Origin of the sequence: Vibrio sp. 10N.261.46.E11, from assembly GCF_041472735.1 — a bacterium.
Lineage (GTDB): Bacteria > Pseudomonadota > Gammaproteobacteria > Enterobacterales > Vibrionaceae > Vibrio.
This window is the reverse complement of the sequence record NZ_JBFRQW010000045.1, coordinates 77,956-99,179: the sequence shown is the minus strand read 5'-3', so window position 1 is coordinate 99,179 and position 21,224 is coordinate 77,956. Positions and strand designations below refer to the sequence as shown.

14 protein-coding genes are annotated in these 21,224 nt (G+C 46.2%); 8 read left to right on the top strand and 6 right to left on the bottom strand.

The window, feature by feature from the left end:
• Positions 1-126 precede the first annotated feature (126 nt).
• The 8 genes from gltB (at position 127) to AB4407_RS15260 (ending at position 11,017) form a co-directional block, all read left to right on the top strand.
• Positions 127-4,590: a glutamate synthase large subunit gene (gene gltB / locus AB4407_RS15295; protein WP_372121149.1), complete on the top strand. Its 4,464-nt coding sequence runs from the start codon at positions 127-129 to the stop codon at positions 4,588-4,590.
• Positions 4,591-4,606: 16 nt separating this feature from the next.
• Positions 4,607-6,019: an FAD-dependent oxidoreductase gene (locus AB4407_RS15290; protein WP_372121148.1), complete on the top strand. Its 1,413-nt coding sequence runs from the start codon at positions 4,607-4,609 to the stop codon at positions 6,017-6,019.
• A 170-nt stretch (positions 6,020-6,189) separates the two neighbouring features.
• Positions 6,190-6,618 (top strand): DUF1499 domain-containing protein, encoded by a 429-nt coding sequence (locus AB4407_RS15285; protein WP_123285392.1) that lies wholly within the window; start codon positions 6,190-6,192, stop codon positions 6,616-6,618.
• A 127-nt stretch (positions 6,619-6,745) separates the two neighbouring features.
• Positions 6,746-7,441 (top strand): 5'-methylthioadenosine/S-adenosylhomocysteine nucleosidase, encoded by a 696-nt coding sequence (gene mtnN, locus AB4407_RS15280; protein WP_017100512.1) that lies wholly within the window; start codon positions 6,746-6,748, stop codon positions 7,439-7,441.
• Between the two features lie 10 nt (positions 7,442-7,451).
• Positions 7,452-8,405 carry a cobalamin biosynthesis family protein gene (locus AB4407_RS15275; RefSeq protein ID WP_372121147.1) on the top strand — a complete coding sequence of 318 codons (954 nt, stop codon included), beginning with the start codon at positions 7,452-7,454 and terminating at the stop codon, positions 8,403-8,405.
• Position 8,406: 1 nt separating this feature from the next.
• On the top strand, positions 8,407-9,276 hold the full coding sequence (btuF, locus tag AB4407_RS15270) for a vitamin B12 ABC transporter substrate-binding protein BtuF (protein WP_372121146.1): 870 nt from the start codon (positions 8,407-8,409) through the stop codon (positions 9,274-9,276).
• Positions 9,277-9,350: 74 nt separating this feature from the next.
• A complete protein-coding gene (locus AB4407_RS15265; RefSeq protein WP_372121145.1) occupies positions 9,351-9,968 on the top strand; it encodes a TRIC cation channel family protein in 618 nt (205 codons plus the stop codon).
• Between the two features lie 203 nt (positions 9,969-10,171).
• Positions 10,172-11,017: a LysR family transcriptional regulator gene (locus AB4407_RS15260; protein WP_372121144.1), complete on the top strand. Its 846-nt coding sequence runs from the start codon at positions 10,172-10,174 to the stop codon at positions 11,015-11,017.
• On the opposite strand, the gene AB4407_RS15255 is transcribed toward AB4407_RS15260, so the two are convergent.
• The 6 genes from AB4407_RS15255 to secA all read right to left on the bottom strand — a co-directional run bounded on the left by AB4407_RS15255 (position 10,968) and on the right by secA (position 21,194).
• Positions 10,968-11,747 carry a TSUP family transporter gene (locus AB4407_RS15255; protein ID WP_102319698.1) on the bottom strand — a complete coding sequence of 260 codons (780 nt, stop codon included), beginning with the start codon at positions 11,745-11,747 and terminating at the stop codon, positions 10,968-10,970. The two genes, AB4407_RS15260 and AB4407_RS15255, sit on opposite strands and share 50 nt — an antisense overlap.
• A gap of 220 nt (positions 11,748-11,967) precedes the next feature.
• Positions 11,968-15,198, bottom strand: a complete 3,231-nt coding sequence (carB, locus tag AB4407_RS15250; RefSeq protein WP_061019048.1) for a carbamoyl-phosphate synthase large subunit — start codon at positions 15,196-15,198, stop codon at positions 11,968-11,970.
• A gap of 16 nt (positions 15,199-15,214) precedes the next feature.
• Positions 15,215-16,354 (bottom strand): glutamine-hydrolyzing carbamoyl-phosphate synthase small subunit, encoded by a 1,140-nt coding sequence (gene carA / locus AB4407_RS15245; protein WP_372121143.1) that lies wholly within the window; start codon positions 16,352-16,354, stop codon positions 15,215-15,217.
• A 503-nt stretch (positions 16,355-16,857) separates the two neighbouring features.
• On the bottom strand, positions 16,858-17,682 hold the full coding sequence (gene dapB, locus AB4407_RS15240; RefSeq protein WP_372121142.1) for a 4-hydroxy-tetrahydrodipicolinate reductase: 825 nt from the start codon (positions 17,680-17,682) through the stop codon (positions 16,858-16,860).
• Positions 17,683-17,774: 92 nt separating this feature from the next.
• The gene (gene mutT / locus AB4407_RS15235; RefSeq protein WP_372121141.1) at positions 17,775-18,173 is read right to left on the bottom strand and encodes an 8-oxo-dGTP diphosphatase MutT; all 399 of its coding nucleotides are present in this window, start codon (positions 18,171-18,173) and stop codon (positions 17,775-17,777) included.
• Between the two features lie 294 nt (positions 18,174-18,467).
• Positions 18,468-21,194 (bottom strand): preprotein translocase subunit SecA, encoded by a 2,727-nt coding sequence (secA, locus tag AB4407_RS15230; protein WP_372121140.1) that lies wholly within the window; start codon positions 21,192-21,194, stop codon positions 18,468-18,470.
• Between the last annotated feature and the right edge of the window lie 30 nt (positions 21,195-21,224).

Sequence of the window (21,224 nt, the reverse complement as noted above, 5' to 3'; positions counted from 1 at the left end):
TTTGTTAACACAACCAATAACGTTTTAACTGGCTAAAGCAAACTATCAGTTTATAAAAAACAACAAGTACATGAATAGTTAGTCATTTACTGTCTGGATGACAGAGAAGCAAAAGGGAGAATTGCAATGGCTCTATATGATCCTAGTCTTGAAAAAGACAACTGTGGATTTGGTTTAATAGCGCAAATGGAAGGCCAACCTAGTCATAAGTTGGTAAGAACTGCTATTTCAGCCCTAGATCGCATGACACACCGTGGTGGTATCGCTGCGGATGGTAAAACCGGAGATGGCTGTGGCTTATTACTACAGAAGCCAGACTCTTACCTCAGAATCATCGCAGAAGAGAATAACTTCAAGCTCGGCAAGCAATATGCTGTCGGCATGATTTTCTTCAGCCAAGACCCAATCAAGGCGCAATCCGCGCAAGACATCGTCAATAAAGAGCTCGCTCAAGAGACACTCACCGTTGCAGGTTGGCGTGTCGTGCCGACTAACACCGACGTTTTGGGTCCCATCGCGAAAGACTCGGTTCCCAACATTCAACAGGTGTTTATCTCAGCACCTGCAGGCTGGCGTGAGCGTGATATCGAACGCCGCCTATACATTGCTCGTCGCAGAATTGAAAAGCAGATCACCGAAGACAAAGATTTCTATATTTGTAGCCTTTCAACACAAGTAATGGTCTACAAAGGTCTGTGTATGCCCGCCGATCTTCCGCGATTTTACCTCGATCTTGCAGACTTACGTATGGAATCGGCAATATGTCTGTTCCACCAGCGTTTTTCAACTAACACACAACCACGCTGGCCACTGGCTCAACCATTCCGCTATTTGGCGCACAATGGTGAGATCAATACCATCGAAGGTAACCGCCAATGGGCCAAGGCTCGTGCCTATAAATTCTCTTCACCGTTGCTGCCCGACTTACAAACGGCTGCACCCTTTGTGAATGAGACAGGCTCAGATTCATCAAGCCTAGATAACATGCTCGACCTGTTCCTTGCCGGTGGTATGGATGTGTTCCGAGCGATGCGCATGCTTGTGCCGCCCGCTTGGCAAAATCACCCAGACATGGACCCAGATCTGCGTGCCTTTTACGACTTCAACTCCAAGCACATGGAACCGTGGGATGGCCCTGCTGGCATCGTACTTTCTGATGGTCGTTACGCCGCATGTAACCTTGATAGAAATGGCCTGCGACCAGCGCGTTATGTGATTACCAAAGACAATCTAATCACACTGGCATCTGAGGTCGGTATCTGGAACTACGCACCGGATGAAGTTGCAGAAAAAGGTCGTGTTGGTCCAGGTGAGTTACTGGTGATCGATACTCGCCGCGGCAAACTGTGGCAATCTAATGAAATCGATAATGACCTCAAAAGCCGCCACCCATATAAAGAGTGGATGGAAAAGAATGTTCACAAATTAACGCCATTTTCTGCGTTGCAAGATGACCAAGTCGGTAAGCGTAGCTTTGACGATGACACGCTCAAGACCTACCAAAAACAGTTTGCGATGAGCAACGAGGAGTCCGACCAAGTACTGCGTGTACTTGGTGATATGGGGCAAGAAGCAGTAGGCTCAATGGGCGATGATACGCCGATGGCTGTTCTCTCTTCAAAAGAGCGTCTGGTTACTGATTACTTCCGTCAGAAGTTTGCACAGGTCACCAACCCTCCGATTGATCCATTGCGTGAAAAACACGTGATGTCTTTGGCGACCAGTATCGGTAAAGAGATGAACGTGTTCTGTGAAACAGACGGTCACGCCTATCGTGTGACGTTTGATTCGCCAGTACTGCTTTACTCAGACATGCAACAGCTTCTGCAGTTAAGTCAGAAACATTACCGTCATGTCATTCTCAGCATGCACTACGACCCGAATCATCAAGATCTCGAACAAGCGATCAAAGCGGTATGTGATAGTGCGGAACAAGAAGTCCGTGAGGGTGCGGTTTTAGTTGTGCTATCGGACAAAGGTTTAGAACAAGGCAAACTACCGATCCCTGCAGCCATGGTGGTTGGCGCGGTTCAAACAAGGCTTGCTGATACTAACCTGCGTTGTGATGCCAACATCGTGGTTGAGACAGCCACTGCTCGTGACCCGCATCAGTTCGCAGTTCTACTTGGCTTCGGTGCGACCGCGGTTTATCCATACCTTGCTTATGAAGCGTTAGGTAAAATGTTGGATGATGGTTCTTTAGATAAAGACTATCGTACCGCGATGCAGAACTACCAAAACGGTATCAACAAAGGTCTGTATAAGATCATGTCGAAGATGGGTATCTCTACGATTGCTTCATATCGTTGTTCGCAACTTTTCGAAGCCGTTGGCCTACATTCCGATGTTGTTAAGCTCTGTTTCCGCGGAGTTACCACACGAATCCAAGGCGCAAGCTTTAGCGATTTCCAACAAGATATCTATAACTTATCTCGTAAAGCGTGGACTAAGCGCAAACCGATCGAACACGGCGGTTTACTGAAATACGTCCATGGCGGTGAATATCACGCCTACAACCCAGATGTAGTTGGCACACTGCAAACCGCAGTTAAAACTGGCGAAACGTCGGATTACCTATCTTTTGCTAAACAGGTAAATGCTCGCCCTGCAGCAATGTTACGTGACTTAATGAGCCTGAAAAAAGCCGATAAACCACTAACACTTGAGCAAGTAGAGCCAAGTAGCGATCTATTTAAGCGCTTTGACTCGGCTGCGATGTCGATTGGTGCTCTGAGCCCAGAAGCACATGAAGCACTGGCTATGGCGATGAACCGATTAGGAGGCTACTCCAACTCTGGTGAAGGTGGTGAAGACCCACGACGCTTTGGGACTGACCGCAACTCGCGCATCAAACAGATTGCGTCTGGTCGATTTGGCGTAACGCCGCATTACTTAACCAATGCAGATGTTCTGCAAATCAAGGTCGCGCAAGGTGCGAAACCCGGTGAAGGTGGTCAGCTGCCAGGTCATAAAGTCACGGCAGAAATCGCCAAACTGAGATACTCAGTTCAAGGGGTCACGCTGATTTCCCCTCCTCCACATCACGATATCTATTCCATCGAAGATTTGGCACAGCTGATTTTCGACCTTAAACAAGTGAATCCTAAAGCCTTAGTTTCAGTGAAGTTAGTATCCGAACCGGGTGTCGGCACGATTGCAACAGGTGTGGCAAAAGCCTATGCGGATCTGATCACCATTTCAGGTTACGACGGCGGTACCGCGGCAAGCCCACTGACTTCGGTGAAATACGCTGGCTGTCCTTGGGAGCTAGGGCTCGCGGAAACCCAGCAAGCATTGGTTGCTAACGGGCTTCGTCATAAGATCCGTCTACAAGTCGATGGTGGTCTGAAAACAGGCCTTGATGTGATTAAAGGCGCGATTCTCGGTGCTGAAAGCTTTGGTTTCGGGACTGCGCCAATGGTCGCGATGGGTTGTAAGTTCTTACGAATTTGTCACCTAAACAACTGTGCAACGGGTGTTGCGACTCAAGATGAAACACTACGCCGTGAATACTTCAAAGGCCTGCCAGACATGGTGGTGAACTACTTTACTGGCCTAGCCGATGAAGTTCGCCAATACCTTGCGGAGCTTGGTGTAGAAAAACTTACAGACCTGATTGGACGTACGGACTTACTAGAAGCCGTTCAAGGCCTCACGGCGAAACAGATCAAGCTCGATCTCTCTTCGATATTGGAAGCTCCGGTATCTCCGGAAGGTCATCCACTGTTTTGGACAGAGCCAAACGCACCCTTTGATAAGGCTCAACTCAACCAACAGATCCTTGATGATGCAATCGATGCGATTGAGAAACGACAGTCCACCAGCCTTTACTACAACGTGATCAATACCGATCGCTCGATTGGCGCTCGTATCTCTGGCGAAATTGCTAAGCGTTACGGCAACCAAGGGATGGCGGGCTCACCAATCAAGTTGCACCTCGATGGTACAGCAGGCCAATCATTTGCGGTTTGGAACGCTGGTGGTGTTGAGCTGTATCTGACAGGCGATGCCAATGACTATGTCGGCAAAGGCATGGCTGGCGGCAAAGTCGTTATCAAACCTCACCAAGGCACCGCATTTACTTGTAACGAAGCGGCCATCATCGGCAATACCTGCTTATATGGTGCGACCGGAGGCAAGCTATTCGCTGCGGGTACTGCTGGCGAGCGATTTGGCGTGCGTAACTCAGGTACCGTTGCCGTGATTGAAGGTGCGGGTGACAACGCTTGTGAATACATGACTGGCGGTATTGTGGCCATTCTTGGCGCAACCGGAGTGAACTTCGGCGCAGGTATGACTGGTGGTTTTGCTTATGTGATGGATAAGGATGAAGATTTCCAAGGTCGTGTGAACAACGAATCGGTCGAAGCGCTTTCTCTATCTGATCTATTTATCCACCAAGAACATCTACGCGGCCTGATTGCGGAGCACTTAGAAGAGACTGGCTCAGTACACGCTGAAGCTATTCTGGCGAACTTTGATGAATGGATTCCGAAGTTCTACCTAGTGAAGCCAAAGACGGCGGATCTGAACACCTTGCTCGGCCACCAAAGCCGCAGCTCAGCTGAACTTCGTGTTCAAGCGCAATAATTGGAAGGAGCCAATAATGAGCCAGAATGTATACCAATTTATTGATGTGAATCGCGTAGACCCAGCGAAGAAGCCAATCAAGATACGTAAGATTGAGTTCGTAGAGATCTACGAACCTTTCACTAAGCAACAAGCCAAAGCGCAAGCAGACCGCTGTTTAGACTGTGGTAACCCTTACTGTGAATGGAAATGTCCAGTTCATAACTACATCCCTCAGTGGCTCAAGCTTGCCAATGAAGGGCGCATTATCGAAGCGGCTGAACTGTCCCACCAAACCAACAGCTTGCCTGAGGTGTGTGGCCGAGTTTGCCCTCAAGACCGTCTGTGCGAGGGCTCTTGTACTCTCAATGACGATTTCGGCGCAGTAACAATAGGCAATATTGAAAAATACATTAACGACAAAGCGTTTGAGATGGGCTGGAAGCCAGACATGTCTCACGTTGAATGGACCGACAAAAAGGTCGCTATCATCGGCGCAGGCCCAGCTGGTCTTGCAGCAGCAGATATCTTAGTTCGAAACGGTGTGAAGGCCGTGGTATTTGACCGCTACCCAGAGATCGGTGGCCTACTGACGTTTGGTATTCCATCGTTCAAACTTGAGAAAGGAATCATGGAAAATCGTCGCCGCATCTTTAGCGAAATGGGCGTTGAGTTCCAAATGAATACCGAAGTCGGTAAAGACGTTCAACTACAACAACTGGTCGATGACTATGATGCTGTCTTCTTAGGTGTCGGTACCTACAAAAACATGCGTGCAGGGTTAGACAACGAAGATGCACCGGGCGTTTATGATGCGCTGCCTTTCCTAATCTCTAACACCTACAAGGTAATGGATTTAGAAAACCCAACGCCATTCATCGACATGAAGGGCAAAAAAGTGGTCGTGCTTGGTGGTGGTGATACGGCGATGGACTGTGTAAGAACCTCGATTCGTCAGCATGCCGCTAATGTTGTGTGTGCTTATCGCCGAGATGAAGCCAATATGCCGGGCTCTCGCCGTGAGGTAAAAAATGCGCGTGAAGAGGGTGTGAAGTTCAAGTTCAACCTACAACCTATTGGCTTAGAGCTTAACAACGCTGGTCATGTGGTTGGTGTCAAAGTCGTGAAAACTGCTTTGGGTGAGCCAGATGAAGCTGGTCGTCGTCGTCCAGAACCTGTCGAAGGCAGTGAACATGTTCTTGAAGCCGATGCTGTGATCATGGCATTTGGTTTCCAACCTCATGCGATGGAATGGTTAGAACCTTTCGGTGTGGAACTCGATCAATGGGGGCGAATCAAAGCTCCCGGCAAACAAGAGTTTCAATACCAAACCACCAACAGCAAGATCTTTGCGGGTGGCGATGCAGTTCGAGGATCTGACTTGGTGGTGACCGCTATCGATGAAGGCCGCAAAGCAGCGGAAGGGATCTTGGATTATCTAGAAGTGTAACTGGGTTTCCTTTATTACTCAGTTCGTTACTATAAAAAAGGATCCAATGATGGATCCTTTTTTGAATTAGATTCGTTTATCACAAGCACAACGAAAATACGTAAAACAATTGCAAATAAGCCAATACCGATAACTACAATTAGAATTAAAAACAAGCCATAGGAAACACTATGAAAAAAGCCGCTCTCCTCTCGCTATCACTTTTAACGTTAACCGCATGCAGCCAAGGAATCACGGACATGAAAGACAGAACTTCATCACCTTGTGGAGACAAACCAAACTGCGTATCAACTCAAGATGATCGTGAGCAGCACGCATTGGCCGCGTTTGAGTTATCAAATTCAGCAAACCTAGATGCGATTGAGCAGGTTGCACTAACCTTACCGGGGTCGAAAACCGCGAGTAAAACAGAAGATTATTTGCGTGTTGAATGTACCTCTCGCATCATGCGTTTTGTCGATGACTTAGAACTTAAAATCACCGATGGCAAACTGATCGTGCGTTCAGAGTCTCGTACTGGCCATTCTGATTTTGGCGTAAACCGAAAACGAGCTGAACAACTTCGTGCTAGCTTGAAAAGCGAAGGCCTAATCAAATAGATAAAAGAATACGCAGATAAATCGCTGCTATTCCGATCAGAAGTGCCTCTGGGCAGTCGCTCGACACTTCGTATCCATGCTACAATTTCGCTCTACTGTTTAAATATTATTTATTAAGAGACTACACATGAAAATCGGCATCATTGGCGCAATGGAGCAAGAAGTTGCGATCCTAAAAGCAGCAATTTCAGACATTACTGAAGTTAATAAAGGCGGTTGTACCTTTTTCTCTGGTCAGCTAAATGGTGTTGACGTTGTTTTGCTTCAATCTGGCATTGGTAAAGTAGCAGCAGCTGTTGGTACTTCAATCCTATTAAGCGAATACCAACCAGATGTCGTTCTAAACACAGGCTCTGCTGGCGGTTTTGATTCAACACTGAACCTTGGCGATGTGGTTATCTCGACTGAAGTTCGTCACCACGATGCAGACGTTACAGCTTTCGGTTACGAAATTGGCCAAATGGCAGGTCAACCAGCAGCGTTCAAAGCTGACGACAAACTGATGGCTGTTGCTGAACAAGCTCTAGCACAAATGGAAGATAAGCACGCTGTTCGCGGTCTTATCTGCACTGGCGACGCATTTGTTTGCACAGCAGAACGCCAAGCGTTTATCCGCAAGCACTTCCCATCTGTCGTTGCTGTAGAGATGGAAGCATCGGCTATCGCTCAAGCTTGTCACCAATTCCAAGTACCATTCGTGGTTGTACGTGCAATCTCTGACGTTGCAGACAAAGAATCACCAATGAGCTTCGAAGAGTTCCTGCCACTTGCAGCGCAAAGCTCTTCTGAGATGGTTATCAAGATGGTTGCCCTACTAAAATAAGCGACTAGACATGCAAACACTGTTTGATCAGGTATTTGCAAATGGCGTGCTCCTTGTAATGTGGGGAGCACTGCTTTTTCATTTAATTTTACCTATCCCCCATGCCGCACATCCCACGACCTTATGGCATAAGTTTGCTGAACTTTTAGCAACCAAGGTTAATAACAATCAAAATTATTCCCAAAGCTTAATCTCAGGCACTTTAGCTTGGGGGTTAATGATCTTGCCGGCTCTGGTTATTCTATTGGCACTGCAGCCACTGGTTTGGCAATCACAACTGTTTGAATTAGCGCTGTTGTTACTCGCTATTGATTGGCGTAACAATGAAAAGCTGGCTAATCAGTTGATCAAAGCTCTTGGCCGAGAAGATAAAGCCACGGCTCGCCAGTTATTGGCGCCGATTGTTAATCGTCAAACTGAATCACTGTCATCACTTGGGCTTGGCAAAGCCGCTGCTGAAACTATCATCATGGGTTACGCTCGTAATGTGGTTTGTGTTTTATTCTGGTACGCCATTGGTGGTGGAATCGCCGCTTTAATGTATCGCCTGATTGTCGAATTAGCGCGAGCGTGGTCACCAAGCCGTAAGCAGTTCTCTCCATTTGGATCAACGGCAATCAAGATCGTCGCTATCCTAGAATTTATACCAATGCGATTGTTTGCCTTAATGATTGTATGTGGTGATAAAGCGTCTCACACATTCAAGATGATGCTCGCTCAGAGTCGCTCTTGGCCATTGCCCGGCCCTGCATGGTTGATTACTGCTGTCGGCAACAAGCTTGAGCTGTCACTGGGCGGCCCTGCGATTTACGACAACACCAAAGCTATTCGAGCAAAATTAGGTGGCAGAATCGCCCCTTCAGCCCTGCACTTGTCTCAACTTCAAAAACTGCTGTTTGGTCGCATCGCTATCTGGATATTTTTACAAAGCCTAATCTTACTATTTGTTCACCAAGGGATTTAGAGTGAAACCATCAGCACTTGTTACAAGCCTTACTATTTTGTCTTCCAGCTTATGGCTGCCTTTATCATTTGCAGAAGAAGCACCACGGACTCAAAAACAAGTACAGCCAGCTCAACGCGTGGTCAGCCTTGCTCCTCATGCCACTGAGCTCGCGTACAGCGCAGGTTTAGGCAACAGCCTTGTTGCCGTAAGTGAACGAAGTGATTACCCACCACAAGCCGATAAGCTTGAAAAAGTGGCAAACTATCAAGGTATCAAGGTTGAGAAGATCATCGCCCTGCAACCTGATCTCATTCTCGCATGGCCAGCGGGAAATCCGCCCAGAGAACTCGCGAAACTGGAGCAATTTGGTTTTAATATTTACTACTCAAAAACCAAGAGCCTAGATAACATCGCGACCAATATTGAGCAACTTAGCCAATTCGCAAGCGATCCAAGTATTGGCGAAAATAACGCTCAACAATACAGAGAGCAGCTCAACGCGTTGAAACTAAAATACAAAGATGCCGAGCCAGTAAACTACTTTTACCAACTCAGTGAGAAGCCGATCATCACTGTTGCTCAAGGGCACTGGCCAAGTGAGGTGTTTGAGTTTTGTGGTGGTCACAATATTTTCGAAGACAGTGCTTCCCCTTACCCGCAAGTTGGCATTGAACAAGTTGTGTTAAGGAAGCCGCAAGTGATCTTCACTTCTCAGCACGCAATTGAGAATGGAACCATGTGGCAAACTTGGGAAGATGAAATCCCAGCAGTCGCTCAACATCAGATTTGGTCACTTAATTCTGACTGGATTAATCGCCCGACAACGAGAACTTTGAAAGCGATCCAACAAGTATGCGATTTCTTCGATAGAGCTAGGCAAAATCACTAACTATTTGCTGCGTTTTTTCGTACAATTCGCCACCGACCTGTCCCTACAATTTTAACTATAAGAGCACCAGTATCATGGACTCCATGCTGCTTTATATTATCGATTTATTTGGCACCGCCATCTTTGCTATTTCAGGCGTTTTTGTCGCAGGCCGTCTTAAGATGGACCCCTTTGGTGTAGCCGTTCTAGGCAGTGTAACTGCAATTGGCGGCGGTACAATTCGTGACATGGCATTGGGTGCAACTCCCGTGTTTTGGATCACTGACACCACCTACCTTTGGGTAATCATCATTACCTGCTTGCTAACCATGATCATCGTAAGACGTCCCAAGCGTCTGGCATGGTGGATACTGCCAGTATGTGATGCGATCGGCCTAGCGGTATTCGTAGGCATTGGGGTTGAAAAAGCGCTGATTTACCAAGATTCTGCATTGGTTGCGGTTATCATGGGTGTTATCACAGGCTGTGGTGGCGGTATTATCCGTGACGTGCTTGCGCGCGAAGTGCCAATGATTCTAAGAAGTGAAGTCTACGCGACCGCTTGTATCATTGGTGGTACTTTCCATACCATGGCGCTCAGCATGGGACACGACTCAGAAACCGCCTTTTTGGCCGGCGTGTTCACGACACTATTGATTAGGCTTGGCGCCATTCGTTGGCACTTATCACTGCCGACTTTTGCTATCAAATAGATAGGACGATGACTAAGAGGCTCCGCAAAGGAGTCTTTTTTAATCCTGCTCACTCTGCAACCCATTCTAATGCTCTCGTGACACTTAGCGTTCCCAATTAAAAATACCTAACTGAGTTCAAACCTTTAGTTTCAAATCTAGAGAATGAATGTCGTTTCAGGTAACTTGATTCAATCATTCCCAACTTTCATGAATATTACTAAATGCTACTCGAAGGAATCGAAACTCTATTGGTATTGAGTAAAGCAAAGACGATGAGCCGTACTGGCAGTTTGCTTTATATCAGCCAATCTGCGGTCAGCAAACGGATTGCAAATTTAGAAAAGAAGCTAGGTAAAAAGCTCATCGAGCCGAGTGGCCGACAGATAAAACTGACGCCGGATGCGGTTGCATTGATCGAGAGTATTGGCCCTACGTTCAATGAACTTCGTGGTCTTATTTATGAACAACAAGAGTTGGAAGATACCACTCTAATTACCCTAGACAGCTCTAAGTCTCTGATAGCGGGCTACTTAGGTGAGATGATGGGGCAATTTATCCAGCAAGATAAATACATCACCATTACCACCAACCACACGCCAAGAATCATAGAGCGAGTGCAATCAGGCAAGGCAACTCTAGGGTTGTGCGCTGGCTTATTGCCACCGCATCATGGATTGATGACTTTCCACCTGTTTGATGAGCCGTTTTACATTGTGAGTAAGCAGCCACTCACGGCTCTTCCTCCATTGGTCATTACCAACGATATGACCAACCCTGCTAACTCTTATCAATTATCTGTGTTAGAAAAATTCGGCATCAAACCCTTGATGGAGATGGATGCCTACACCGCAGCGGCGCAACTTGCATTGGGCGGGACTGGGCCAGCGTTAATCCCGCTCTCTATCGTAAAAACACTCAATACTGAGCCTCAATACTTGTATAGCTTCCCTGAATTAGCAGGCTTAATTCGACCGATTCATGTCTGTGTGAGACCAAATAGCTACCAGTCTCCAAGAGTTAAAATACTGATAGAATCCATTGTTGATGCTGTTCCCAAAGCAGTTTAGAAGCCATCAGCATCGACATTACGATCACAAGGGGGCGAATCCATTTCTGCCCTTTTGTCACCACCACTTTAGCGCCAAGCTGAGCGCCCATAAAGCCACCAACCGCCATCACTAATCCTAACTCCCAAATTGGCAAACCAGCCAAAATAAAGAAGATCAGTGCAGCGATGTTCGAGGTGAAGTTCAGTACTTTGGTACGTGCCGTAGCATCGACTAATGAGAAATGACCAATCGCAACAAAACAAACCGTAAAGATTGAGCCTGTACCTGGTCCAAAGAAACCATCATAGAAACCAACACCGCCACCAACACATAACGCAAACATCGCCTCAGAGATCTTTTGTTTTCCTTCAGAAGCTCTAGTTTGTGGTGCTAACAGGAAATAGAGCGAGATAGCGATAAGCAGCAGTGGTATCACGCTGGTCAGAAGACTCGCATCGATGTATTGAACTAACTCTGCACCAATAGCCGAACCGATAAAAGTGCAAAAGATAGCGAGGCGCATCTCCTTGATACTAACGATACCATTACGCACGAAATACCAACTCGCTGAGAAGCTGCCAAATGAGCTTTGGAGTTTGTTGGTCGCCAGTGCTTGCGTGGGTGGCACTCCAGCCGCGAGCAATGCAGGTAGAGTCAACAACCCACCGCCGCCAGCCATTGCATCAATAAAGCCTGCTGCCGTTGCGACAACAAACAAGATAGCCAATATTTCTAGAGTGATTTCCATATACCCAACGCCTTAAATTCTCGTGTAGCGACAAGTTACCACCCTGAGCAAACGAACAACAACGAAACACAAGATTCTAACCTATTCCTGATTTTCATCATTTAGCCATTACCAGATTTGCATCAATTAACCGACACCAGATAACAGACATAAAAAAGCCCACTTCGAAAAGTGGGCTTTGAGCATTTATATCCGCTTAACAGCGATACACTTTGGGCGATTAAGCTTGAGAAGCTTTAACCTGTGCGTGCAGTTCTTGAACTGAAGTTACTGACGTCTTCGCGTCTGCAGTGTGCGCCATACAAGTCGCGAATGCAGCGTTTAGCGTAGTCGTGTAGTTAACTTTCTCAGCCAATGCGCCACGACGAAGTACTTTAGAATCTTCAATCGCTTGACGACCAGCAGCTGTGTTCACAATGTACGTGTACTCGTTGTTCTTGATACGGTCAAGAATGTGAGGACGACCTTCGTGTACCTTGTTTACAAGACGTGGGTTGATACCCGCTTCACCAAGGATAACCGCTGTACCGTGTGTTGCGTCTAGCTGGTAACCAAGCTTAGATAGCTTAGATGCTAGGTCAACAACACGCTCTTTGTCGCCTTCGCGAACAGAAAGAAGTGCACGGCCGCCTTCTGGGTAGATGTTGCCACAACCCAATTCAGCTTTAGAGTATGCTTCTGCGAACGTCGCGCCAACACCCATAACTTCACCAGTAGAGCGCATTTCTGGGCCTAACAGTGGGTCAACACCAGGGAACTTGTTGAATGGAAGTACAACTTCTTTCACTGAGTAGTAAGGTGGGATGATTTCTTTCGTAAAGCCTTGAGACTCTAGCGATTGACCCGCCATTACACGAGCAGCAATCTTAGCGATTGGCGCGCCAGTTGCTTTAGATACGAATGGAACCGTACGTGCTGCACGAGGGTTAACCTCGATTAGGTACACTTCGTTGTTCTTAACAGCAAACTGCGTATTCATCAGACCACGAACACCCAACTCGAACGCTAGCTTTTCAACTTGCTCGCGCATTACGTCTTGGATTTCTTGGCTTAGCGTGTATGCAGGAAGAGAACATGCTGAGTCACCAGAGTGAACACCCGCTTGCTCGATATGCTCCATGATACCGCCGATTACAACGCGCTCACCGTCACAAATCGCATCTACGTCTACTTCAACAGCGTCATCTAGGAAGCTATCAAGTAGTACTGGAGATTCGTTTGATACGCTAACTGCTTCATTGAAGTAGCGACGTAAATCTTGCTCGTCGTATACGATTTCCATCGCACGACCACCAAGTACGTACGAAGGACGTACAACAAGTGGGAAGCCGATTTCGCGAGATTTCTCAACCGCTTGCTCCATTGTTGTTACTGTTGCGTTCTCTGGCTGAAGTAGGCCTAGACGGTCTACAGCAACTTGGAAACGCTCACGGTCTTCTGCACGGTCGATTGCGTCTGGGCTAGTACCGATGATTGGCACGCCAGCAGCTTCAAGAGCACGAGCCAGTTTAAGTGGTGTTTGACCACCGTACTGAACGATAACGCCTTTTGGCTTCTCAACGCGAGCGATTGCTAGTACGTCTTCCAGTGTTACTGGTTCGAAGTATAGACGGTCAGATGTATCGTAGTCTGTAGAAACAGTCTCAGGGTTACAGTTAACCATGATAGTTTCGTAGCCATCTTCACGTAGTGCTAGTGATGCGTGTACACAACAGTAGTCAAATTCAATACCTTGGCCGATACGGTTTGGACCGCCGCCTAGAATCATGATCTTGTCTTTGTCTGTTGGGTTCGCTTCACACTCGTCATCGTAAGATGAGTACATGTAAGCTGTATCAGAAGAGAACTCAGCCGCACACGTATCTACACGCTTGTAAACTGGGTGGATATCGTATTGGTCACGCAGACGACGGATTTCGCTTTCTGCTACACCTAGAATCTTAGATAGGCGCGCATCTGCAAAACCTTTACGCTTAAGCTTGTTTAGCTCGTCTTTGTTCAGACCAGCAAAGCCTTTCGCTTTCAGTTCTTGCTCTAGCTTAACGATGTCTTCGATTTGAACTAGGAACCAACGGTCGATTTGCGTTAGGTTGAATACACCATCTACCGACATACCAGCACGGAATGCGTCAGCGATGTACCAAATACGCTCTGCGCCAGCTTCTTTCAGTTCATGACGGATAGTCGTTAGAGCATCTGGTGCGTCTAGGTCTACCATTTCGTCAAAACCAGTCGCGCCAACTTCCAGGCCGCGAAGTGCTTTTTGTAGAGATTCTTGTTGGTTACGGCCGATAGCCATAACTTCACCAACAGACTTCATTTGAGTCGTTAGACGGTCGTTAGCACCTGCAAATTTCTCGAAGTTAAAACGAGGAATCTTAGTTACTACGTAGTCGATTGTTGGTTCGAATGATGCTGGCGTTGCGCCGCCAGTGATGTCATTCATTAGCTCGTCTAACGTGAAGCCAACAGCCAGTTTCGCTGCAATCTTAGCGATTGGGAAACCTGTCGCTTTAGATGCTAGCGCAGAAGAGCGAGATACACGTGGGTTCATCTCGATGATAACCATACGGCCATCTTTCGGGTTGATACCAAACTGTACGTTTGAACCACCTGTTTCAACACCAATCTCACGCAGTACAGCTAGAGATGCGTTACGCATTAGTTGGTATTCTTTGTCTGTCAGCGTTTGAGCTGGAGCCACAGTGATCGAGTCACCTGTGTGAATACCCATTGGGTCGAAGTTTTCAATCGCACATACGATGATGCAGTTGTCGTTTTTGTCACGAACCACTTCCATCTCGTACTCTTTCCAACCGATAAGTGATTCATCGATAAGAAGTTCGTTAGTTGGAGATAAGTCCAAACCACGACGACAGATTTCTTCAAATTCTTCTTTGTTGTAAGCGATACCGCCACCAGTACCACCCATCGTGAACGATGGACGAATGATACAAGGGAAGCCAACCATGTCTAAAACTTTGTAAGCTTCTTCCATCGTTTTCGCTGTATCAGCAGTTGGACACTCAAGGCCAATTGCTTTCATTGCTTTATCGAAGCGTGAACGGTCTTCTGCTTTATCGATAGCGTCAGCCGTTGCACCAATCATTTCAACACCGAACTCTTCAAGAACGCCGTGCTTTTCTAGGTCTAGAGCACAGTTCAATGCAGTTTGGCCACCCATAGTAGGTAGAACTGCATCAGGCTTCTCTTTAGCGATGATGTTACGCACAACTTCCCATTGGATAGGCTCGATGTAAGTTGCATCGGCCATATCTGGGTCTGTCATGATTGTCGCTGGGTTCGAGTTTACAAGAATAACTCGGTAACCTTCTTCGCGAAGCGCTTTACAAGCTTGAGCACCAGAGTAATCGAACTCACATGCTTGGCCGATAACGATCGGGCCAGCACCTAGAATAAGAATACTTTTAATGTCAGTACGTTTTGGCATTGTCTACTACTCCGAATTACGCTGTGTGCTGTTTGATTAGTTCAATAAAGTGGTCGAATAACGGCGCTGCGTCTTCTGGACCTGGGCTTGCTTCAGGGTGACCTTGGAAGCTGAATGCTGGTTTGTCTGTACGGTGAATACCTTGTAGAGAACCATCAAATAGTGATTTGTGCGTTGCACGTAGTGTCTCTGGAAGGGTTTCTTCGTCAGCAGCAAAGCCGTGGTTTTGCGAAGTAATCATCACAACATCACGATCTAAATCTTTAACCGGGTGGTTTGCACCGTGGTGACCAAACTTCATCTTCACTGTCTTAGCGCCTGACGCAAGAGCAAGAATCTGGTGACCTAGACAGATACCGAAGATTGGTAAGCCTTTTTCTAGGAACACTTTTGTCGCTTCAATTGCGTAAGTACATGGTTCTGGGTCACCAGGGCCATTTGAAAGGAAAACACCGTCTGGGTTCAGAGCTAGTACTTCTTCAGCAGAAGTTTCAGCTGGAACAACCGTTAGGCGGCAGCCGCGGTCAACAAGCATTCGTAGGATGTTTCGTTTTGCACCGAAGTCATAAGCAACAACGTGGTATGGCAATTCAGAGTCTGCTTTCGCCTCAGGAAGTCCACCCGTAAGCGTCCACGAACCTTGTTTCCATTGATACGCTTCTTTTGTTGTAACTTCTTTCGCAAGGTCCATACCTTTCAGGCCAGGGAATTCTTTTGCTTTAGCTAGAGCCAAAGCTTCGTCTAGGTTGTTACCCGCTACGATGCAACCGTTCTGTGCGCCTTTTTCACGAAGAATACGCGTCAGCTTACGAGTATCGATATCAGCGATACCAACAACGTTTTGCGACTTAAGGTAATCAGAAAGGGATTGTTCATTACGGAAGCTAGAAGCGATTAGAGGGAGATCGCGAATCACAAGGCCTTGAGCGTGGATTGAAGAAGATTCTTCGTCTTCGGAATTGGTTCCGGTATTGCCAATGTGAGGGTAAGTAAGGGTAACGATTTGTTGAGAATAGGAAGGATCAGTGAGGATTTCTTGGTACCCCGTCATCGAGGTATTAAAAACGACTTCACCAACTGCAGAACCTACAGCGCCAATGGCTTCACCGTGAAATACTGTCCCATCTTCTAGGACGAGTAGTGCTGACTTCTTCAAGACAACCTCCAGAAATAAAAATGCATTAAAATTGATTTAATTTGCAAATCTACCTTCCTGCAACACCAGAAACTGCGTGTTTATGGAAATTAGACAAATTGGCGGTATTTTAGTGATGTGCGTGATACGTGTCAACATTTAACGCAAAAGAAATTAAACATTTGTAAGGACTAATTCAATTTACGCCATCAAAGCTTCAAAAGTTCAACTTTCATGCTCATTTCGGCCGAATATTACGATTTTCTAATTTTCACCCCTCATTTTAGCCAACCATAGAGTAATAAAAATATCAGCAACAAAACGCAATCGATAAATACAAAGAGAAAAGATCGTAATTTAAAGACCTAAAACAAAAAACACATTATAAGCATTAAAAAAGACAGTTAAATAAGATAAAATCGACGATAAGAAGAAACTATAGGGAGGTTTGTAAAAGGGATATTACGAAGGGAAATGTATCAAATAAAGAAAGCGCCGGCAATTGCCAGCGCATAAATATCTATTTACAGCTCATTCAAACCTAGGACATCAGTCATGGTATAAAAGCCGGCTGGTTTATCATTTAACCAGACTGCAGCCTTGATTGCGCCATTAGCGAAAGTCATTCGATCAGTGGCTTTATGGGTAATTTCCACTCGCTCACCGATATCAGCAAACATAGCGGTGTGTTCACCAATAATGTCACCGGCACGAATCGTCGCGAAACCAATCTCATCTTTAGTACGCTCGCCAGTAATACCTTCGCGTGACCATACAGCTACATCGTTCAGCTCGTTGCCCATCGCACCAGCAATCGCTTCGCCCATACCAATCGCAGTACCAGAAGGTGCATCGACTTTATGGCGGTGGTGCGCCTCAACGATCTCAACATCACAGTAATCGCCCATCACTTTAGCGGCCTTTTCTAACAGCTTAAATACAAGGTTCACACCGACACTGTAGTTAGGTGCCATTACGATAGGCATCTCTTTTGAAGCCGCATCAATCACCTGTTTCTCTTCTTCAGAGAAACCCGTCGTACCGATGATTAGCTTTTTACCGTGACGTTTACAAAGTTCAATATTCGCTAATGTGCTAACAGGGGCAGTAAAATCGACAATCACATCAAACTCTTCGATGGCTTTAGACAAGTCATCCACTAGCGCGACATCAAAATGACCTTCACCACATAACTCGCCAACATCAACACCGACCAAAGATGACTCTGGACGCTCTGAGCCAGCACCAACACTTGCTTCTGAATTATGATGAGCGGCTTTCACCAAGTTGCGACCCATGCGGCCCGCTGCTCCTGCAATTGCAATTCTTACCACTGCGAATATCTCCATTGTTTTGGTTACCGTTGCCACTTATCTCTTGCAGCAACGTTCATTCGATTAATCTCTTTAAACTAACAACAATCTCAAACTCAGGCTAGCAATTACGAAAACTCTTTTACCACTCGCTCTAAAATTGGCACATTTGCTTCAGGGAAGGTGTATTGATTCAATGATTCAAGACTTACCCATTCACCTTGCTGACCTTCTTTGCCATAAGGTTGCTGTTCAAAGTCGGTCACAAGGATGAAGTCAAACTTAAGCGACTTGTCCGTGTAATCAAACTCAAGGTGCTCAAACAAAGACTGCTCAGTCACTTTAATGCCGATCTCTTCATCCAACTCACGAGTCATGGCTTGTTCAATGGTTTCACCCACTTCAACTTTACCGCCAGGAAACTCCCAGAAACCGCCTTTGTGCTTATCATCTGGGCGCTTAGTAATAAATACTTGTGACTTATCTTGGTTGAAGATAATGCCCGCTACAATATGGATTCTTTTCATATGATGGTGTTCCTTCTATGTCCCTACCGTCATTCCCTACAATGAGGAACGAATTAGATAGGGAATCTGCTCTTTTGTTAGTGCGAAAGATCCCCTACTCGCTCGCATCTCACTCTCGAGGATGACGCTATCGAAACCTTATTATTTTCACATACAAAAAGAGCCGCCTAAGCGACTCTTTAATCAAAACTATATTTAGGCAAAGCTGTATTGGTTGAGAACGAGAAGGCGACGCGGAGTTTACAAGTGTAAATGAGCATCGCCGACGAAGTTATCAGCCATTACAGCAAAGCATTAGTCTATTTTACCGTGACACTGTTTATATTTTTTGCCACTTCCACATGGACATGGTTCGTTACGACCCACTTTACGCTCATCACGTACTACCGTTTGTGGAGATGCCGCATCCGCTTCATCGTCAGCTAGCTGGTTTTCAGCCATTGCGTGTTGTGCTTGTGCACGGCGCGCCGCTTGTTCAGCTTGAGCTTGACGTTGAGCTTCCATCTTTTCAACTTCTTCTTGTTGCTGAACACGAACTTTAGAAAGGATGGTCACAACGTCTGTTTTCAGTACATCTAGTAGGCCTTCAAACAGTTCAAACGACTCGCGCTTATACTCTTGTTTCGGGTTCTTCTGAGCATAACCACGTAAGTGGATACCTTGACGAAGGTGATCCATCGCAGCCAAGTGCTCTTTCCAAAGGCCGTCTAGCGTTTGTAGCATCACAGACTTCTCGAAGTTACGCAGTACTTGAGCACCAACCACTTCTTCTTTCTGTTTGTAAGAATCAACCGCCATACCAAGAATGCGCTCACGCAATGCTTCTTCATAAAGCTTGTCGTCTTCGTCTAACCAACCTTGAATGTCAAAGTCTAGATCGAAGTCATTCTTCAGACGATCTTGCAGACCCGCAATGTCCCACATATCTTCAAGAGACTGAGGAGCGATGTATTCATCAATAACTGACGCCAGTACATCTTCACGGTTGTGTTCGATCATTTCACTGATGTCATCTGAACTCATCAGTTCATCACGTAGCTCATAAACAACCTTACGTTGGTCATTGGCTACATCATCGTACTCAAGAAGCTGCTTACGGATGTCGAAGTTACGACCTTCCACTTTACGTTGTGCTTTTTCAATTGAGCGAGACAGCATCTTAGATTCAATCGCTTCGCCTTCGTCCATACCACTTTGGATAAGACCAGCCATACGATCAGACGTAAATATACGTAGTAGAGAATCTTCCATTGATAGGTAGAAACGAGAAGAACCCGCATCACCTTGACGACCAGAACGACCACGTAGCTGGTTATCGATACGGCGAGATTCATGACGCTCAGTACCAATAATGTGCAGACCACCTGACTCAAGTACTTTATCGTGAATGATTCTCCAATCAGCTTTGATCTTCTCGATCTGCTCTTTGGTTGGGTTCTCTATCTTCTCAAGTTGTGCCTGCCAGCTACCACCTAGCACGATATCGGTACCACGACCGGCCATGTTAGTTGCGATAGTTACCGCACCAGGCATACCAGCTTGTGCAACGATCTCAGCTTCCATTTCATGAAACTTAGCATTTAGAACGTTGTGCTTAATTTTTGATTTTTTCAATGCGTTAGACAGCAGTTCAGATTTCTCGATAGAAACTGTACCAACCAGTGATGGCTGACCAGCCGCTACACGGTCTTTGATGTCTTCAATGATCGCATTGAACTTGTCTTCTTCAGTACGATAAACCACATCTGGCATATCGTTACGAACCATAGGCTTGTTGGTTGGGATAACCACCGTTTCTAGGCCGTAGATAGACTGGAATTCGAACGCTTCTGTATCAGCAGTACCTGTCATACCTGACAGTTTTTCATACAGACGGAAGAAATTCTGGAATGTGATCGATGCTAATGTTTGGTTTTCATTTTGAATCTTCACACCTTCTTTAGCTTCAACAGCTTGGTGTAAACCTTCAGACCAACGACGACCTGGCATAGTACGACCAGTATGTTCATCAACGATAACCACTTCGCCTTCGTCAGTAACGATGTAGTCGACGTTTTTCTCAAACAATACGTGTGCACGAAGCGCAGCATTCACATGGTGCAATAGGCTGATATTGGTTGGCGAGTAAAGCGTGTCACCCTCTTCCATCAAGCCGTTTTTGACCATTAGTTCTTCTACAAATTCTTGACCGTTTTCAGTCAGGTGAACCTGTTTTGATTTTTCGTCCATGGTGTAGTGACCTTCACCACGGTACTCTTCTGAATCTTCTTTATCTTGACGCTCTAGAGAAGGAATTAGAGTGTTAATGCGCGTATAAAGGTCAGAACTATCTTCAGCGGGGCCAGAGATAATTAACGGAGTACGAGCTTCATCAATTAAGATTGAGTCAACCTCATCGACTACAGCAAAGAAGCGCTCACGTTGAACTCGGTCTTCAGCACGGAAAGCCATGTTGTCACGAAGGTAATCAAAACCAAACTCGTTGTTTGTTCCGTATAGGATGTCAGCTTGGTACGCTTCTTTTTTCTCTGGCGGAGCCATGTTTGCCACATTCACGCCAACCGTCATGCCAAGGAATTCAAATAATGGGCGGTTTGTTTCCGCATCACGCTTCGCTAGGTAATCGTTCACCGTTATTACGTGAACACCTTTGCTTGGTAGCGCGTTTAGATAAGCTGGTAGGGTTGCGGTAAGTGTCTTACCTTCACCAGTACGCATCTCTGCAATTTGGCCAGCATTTAGCACCATGCCACCAATCATTTGCACGTCAAAATGACGCATGCCGTAAACACGCTTCGACGCTTCACGTACCGTAGCGAATGCTTCAGGTAGAAGTTGATCTAACGATTCGCCTTTATCTAAGCGCTCACGAAACTCAACCGTTTTTGCTTTTAGTTCATCGTCTGAAAGAGCTTCAAACGTTGGTTCGAAGTTATTAATTTCTTTTACAATTTTTCTAAGGCGGCGCAGTGTTCTGTCATTGCGACTGCCAATTACCTTTGTCAGCAGCTTAGTAATCATGTGCTTGGAATCTCTTCGTTCTCAGATCGT

Bases quoted from the DNA above. Each gene is read 5' to 3' on its own strand.
- secA (WP_372121140.1), bottom strand. From the start codon at position 21,194: ATGATTACTAAGCTGCTGACAAAGGTAATTGGCAGTCGCAATGACAGA.
- mutT (WP_372121141.1), bottom strand. From the start codon at position 18,173: ATGAAAAGAATCCATATTGTAGCGGGCATTATCTTCAACCAAGATAAG.
- AB4407_RS15260 (WP_372121144.1), top strand. From the start codon at position 10,172: ATGCTACTCGAAGGAATCGAAACTCTATTGGTATTGAGTAAAGCAAAG.
- dapB (WP_372121142.1), bottom strand. From the start codon at position 17,682: ATGGAGATATTCGCAGTGGTAAGAATTGCAATTGCAGGAGCAGCGGGC.
- AB4407_RS15255 (WP_102319698.1), bottom strand. From the start codon at position 11,747: ATGGAAATCACTCTAGAAATATTGGCTATCTTGTTTGTTGTCGCAACG.
- mtnN (WP_017100512.1), top strand. From the start codon at position 6,746: ATGAAAATCGGCATCATTGGCGCAATGGAGCAAGAAGTTGCGATCCTA.
- gltB (WP_372121149.1), top strand. From the start codon at position 127: ATGGCTCTATATGATCCTAGTCTTGAAAAAGACAACTGTGGATTTGGT.
- AB4407_RS15285 (WP_123285392.1), top strand. From the start codon at position 6,190: ATGAAAAAAGCCGCTCTCCTCTCGCTATCACTTTTAACGTTAACCGCA.
- AB4407_RS15265 (WP_372121145.1), top strand. From the start codon at position 9,351: ATGGACTCCATGCTGCTTTATATTATCGATTTATTTGGCACCGCCATC.
- AB4407_RS15275 (WP_372121147.1), top strand. From the start codon at position 7,452: ATGCAAACACTGTTTGATCAGGTATTTGCAAATGGCGTGCTCCTTGTA.
- carB (WP_061019048.1), bottom strand. From the start codon at position 15,198: ATGCCAAAACGTACTGACATTAAAAGTATTCTTATTCTAGGTGCTGGC.
- AB4407_RS15290 (WP_372121148.1), top strand. From the start codon at position 4,607: ATGAGCCAGAATGTATACCAATTTATTGATGTGAATCGCGTAGACCCA.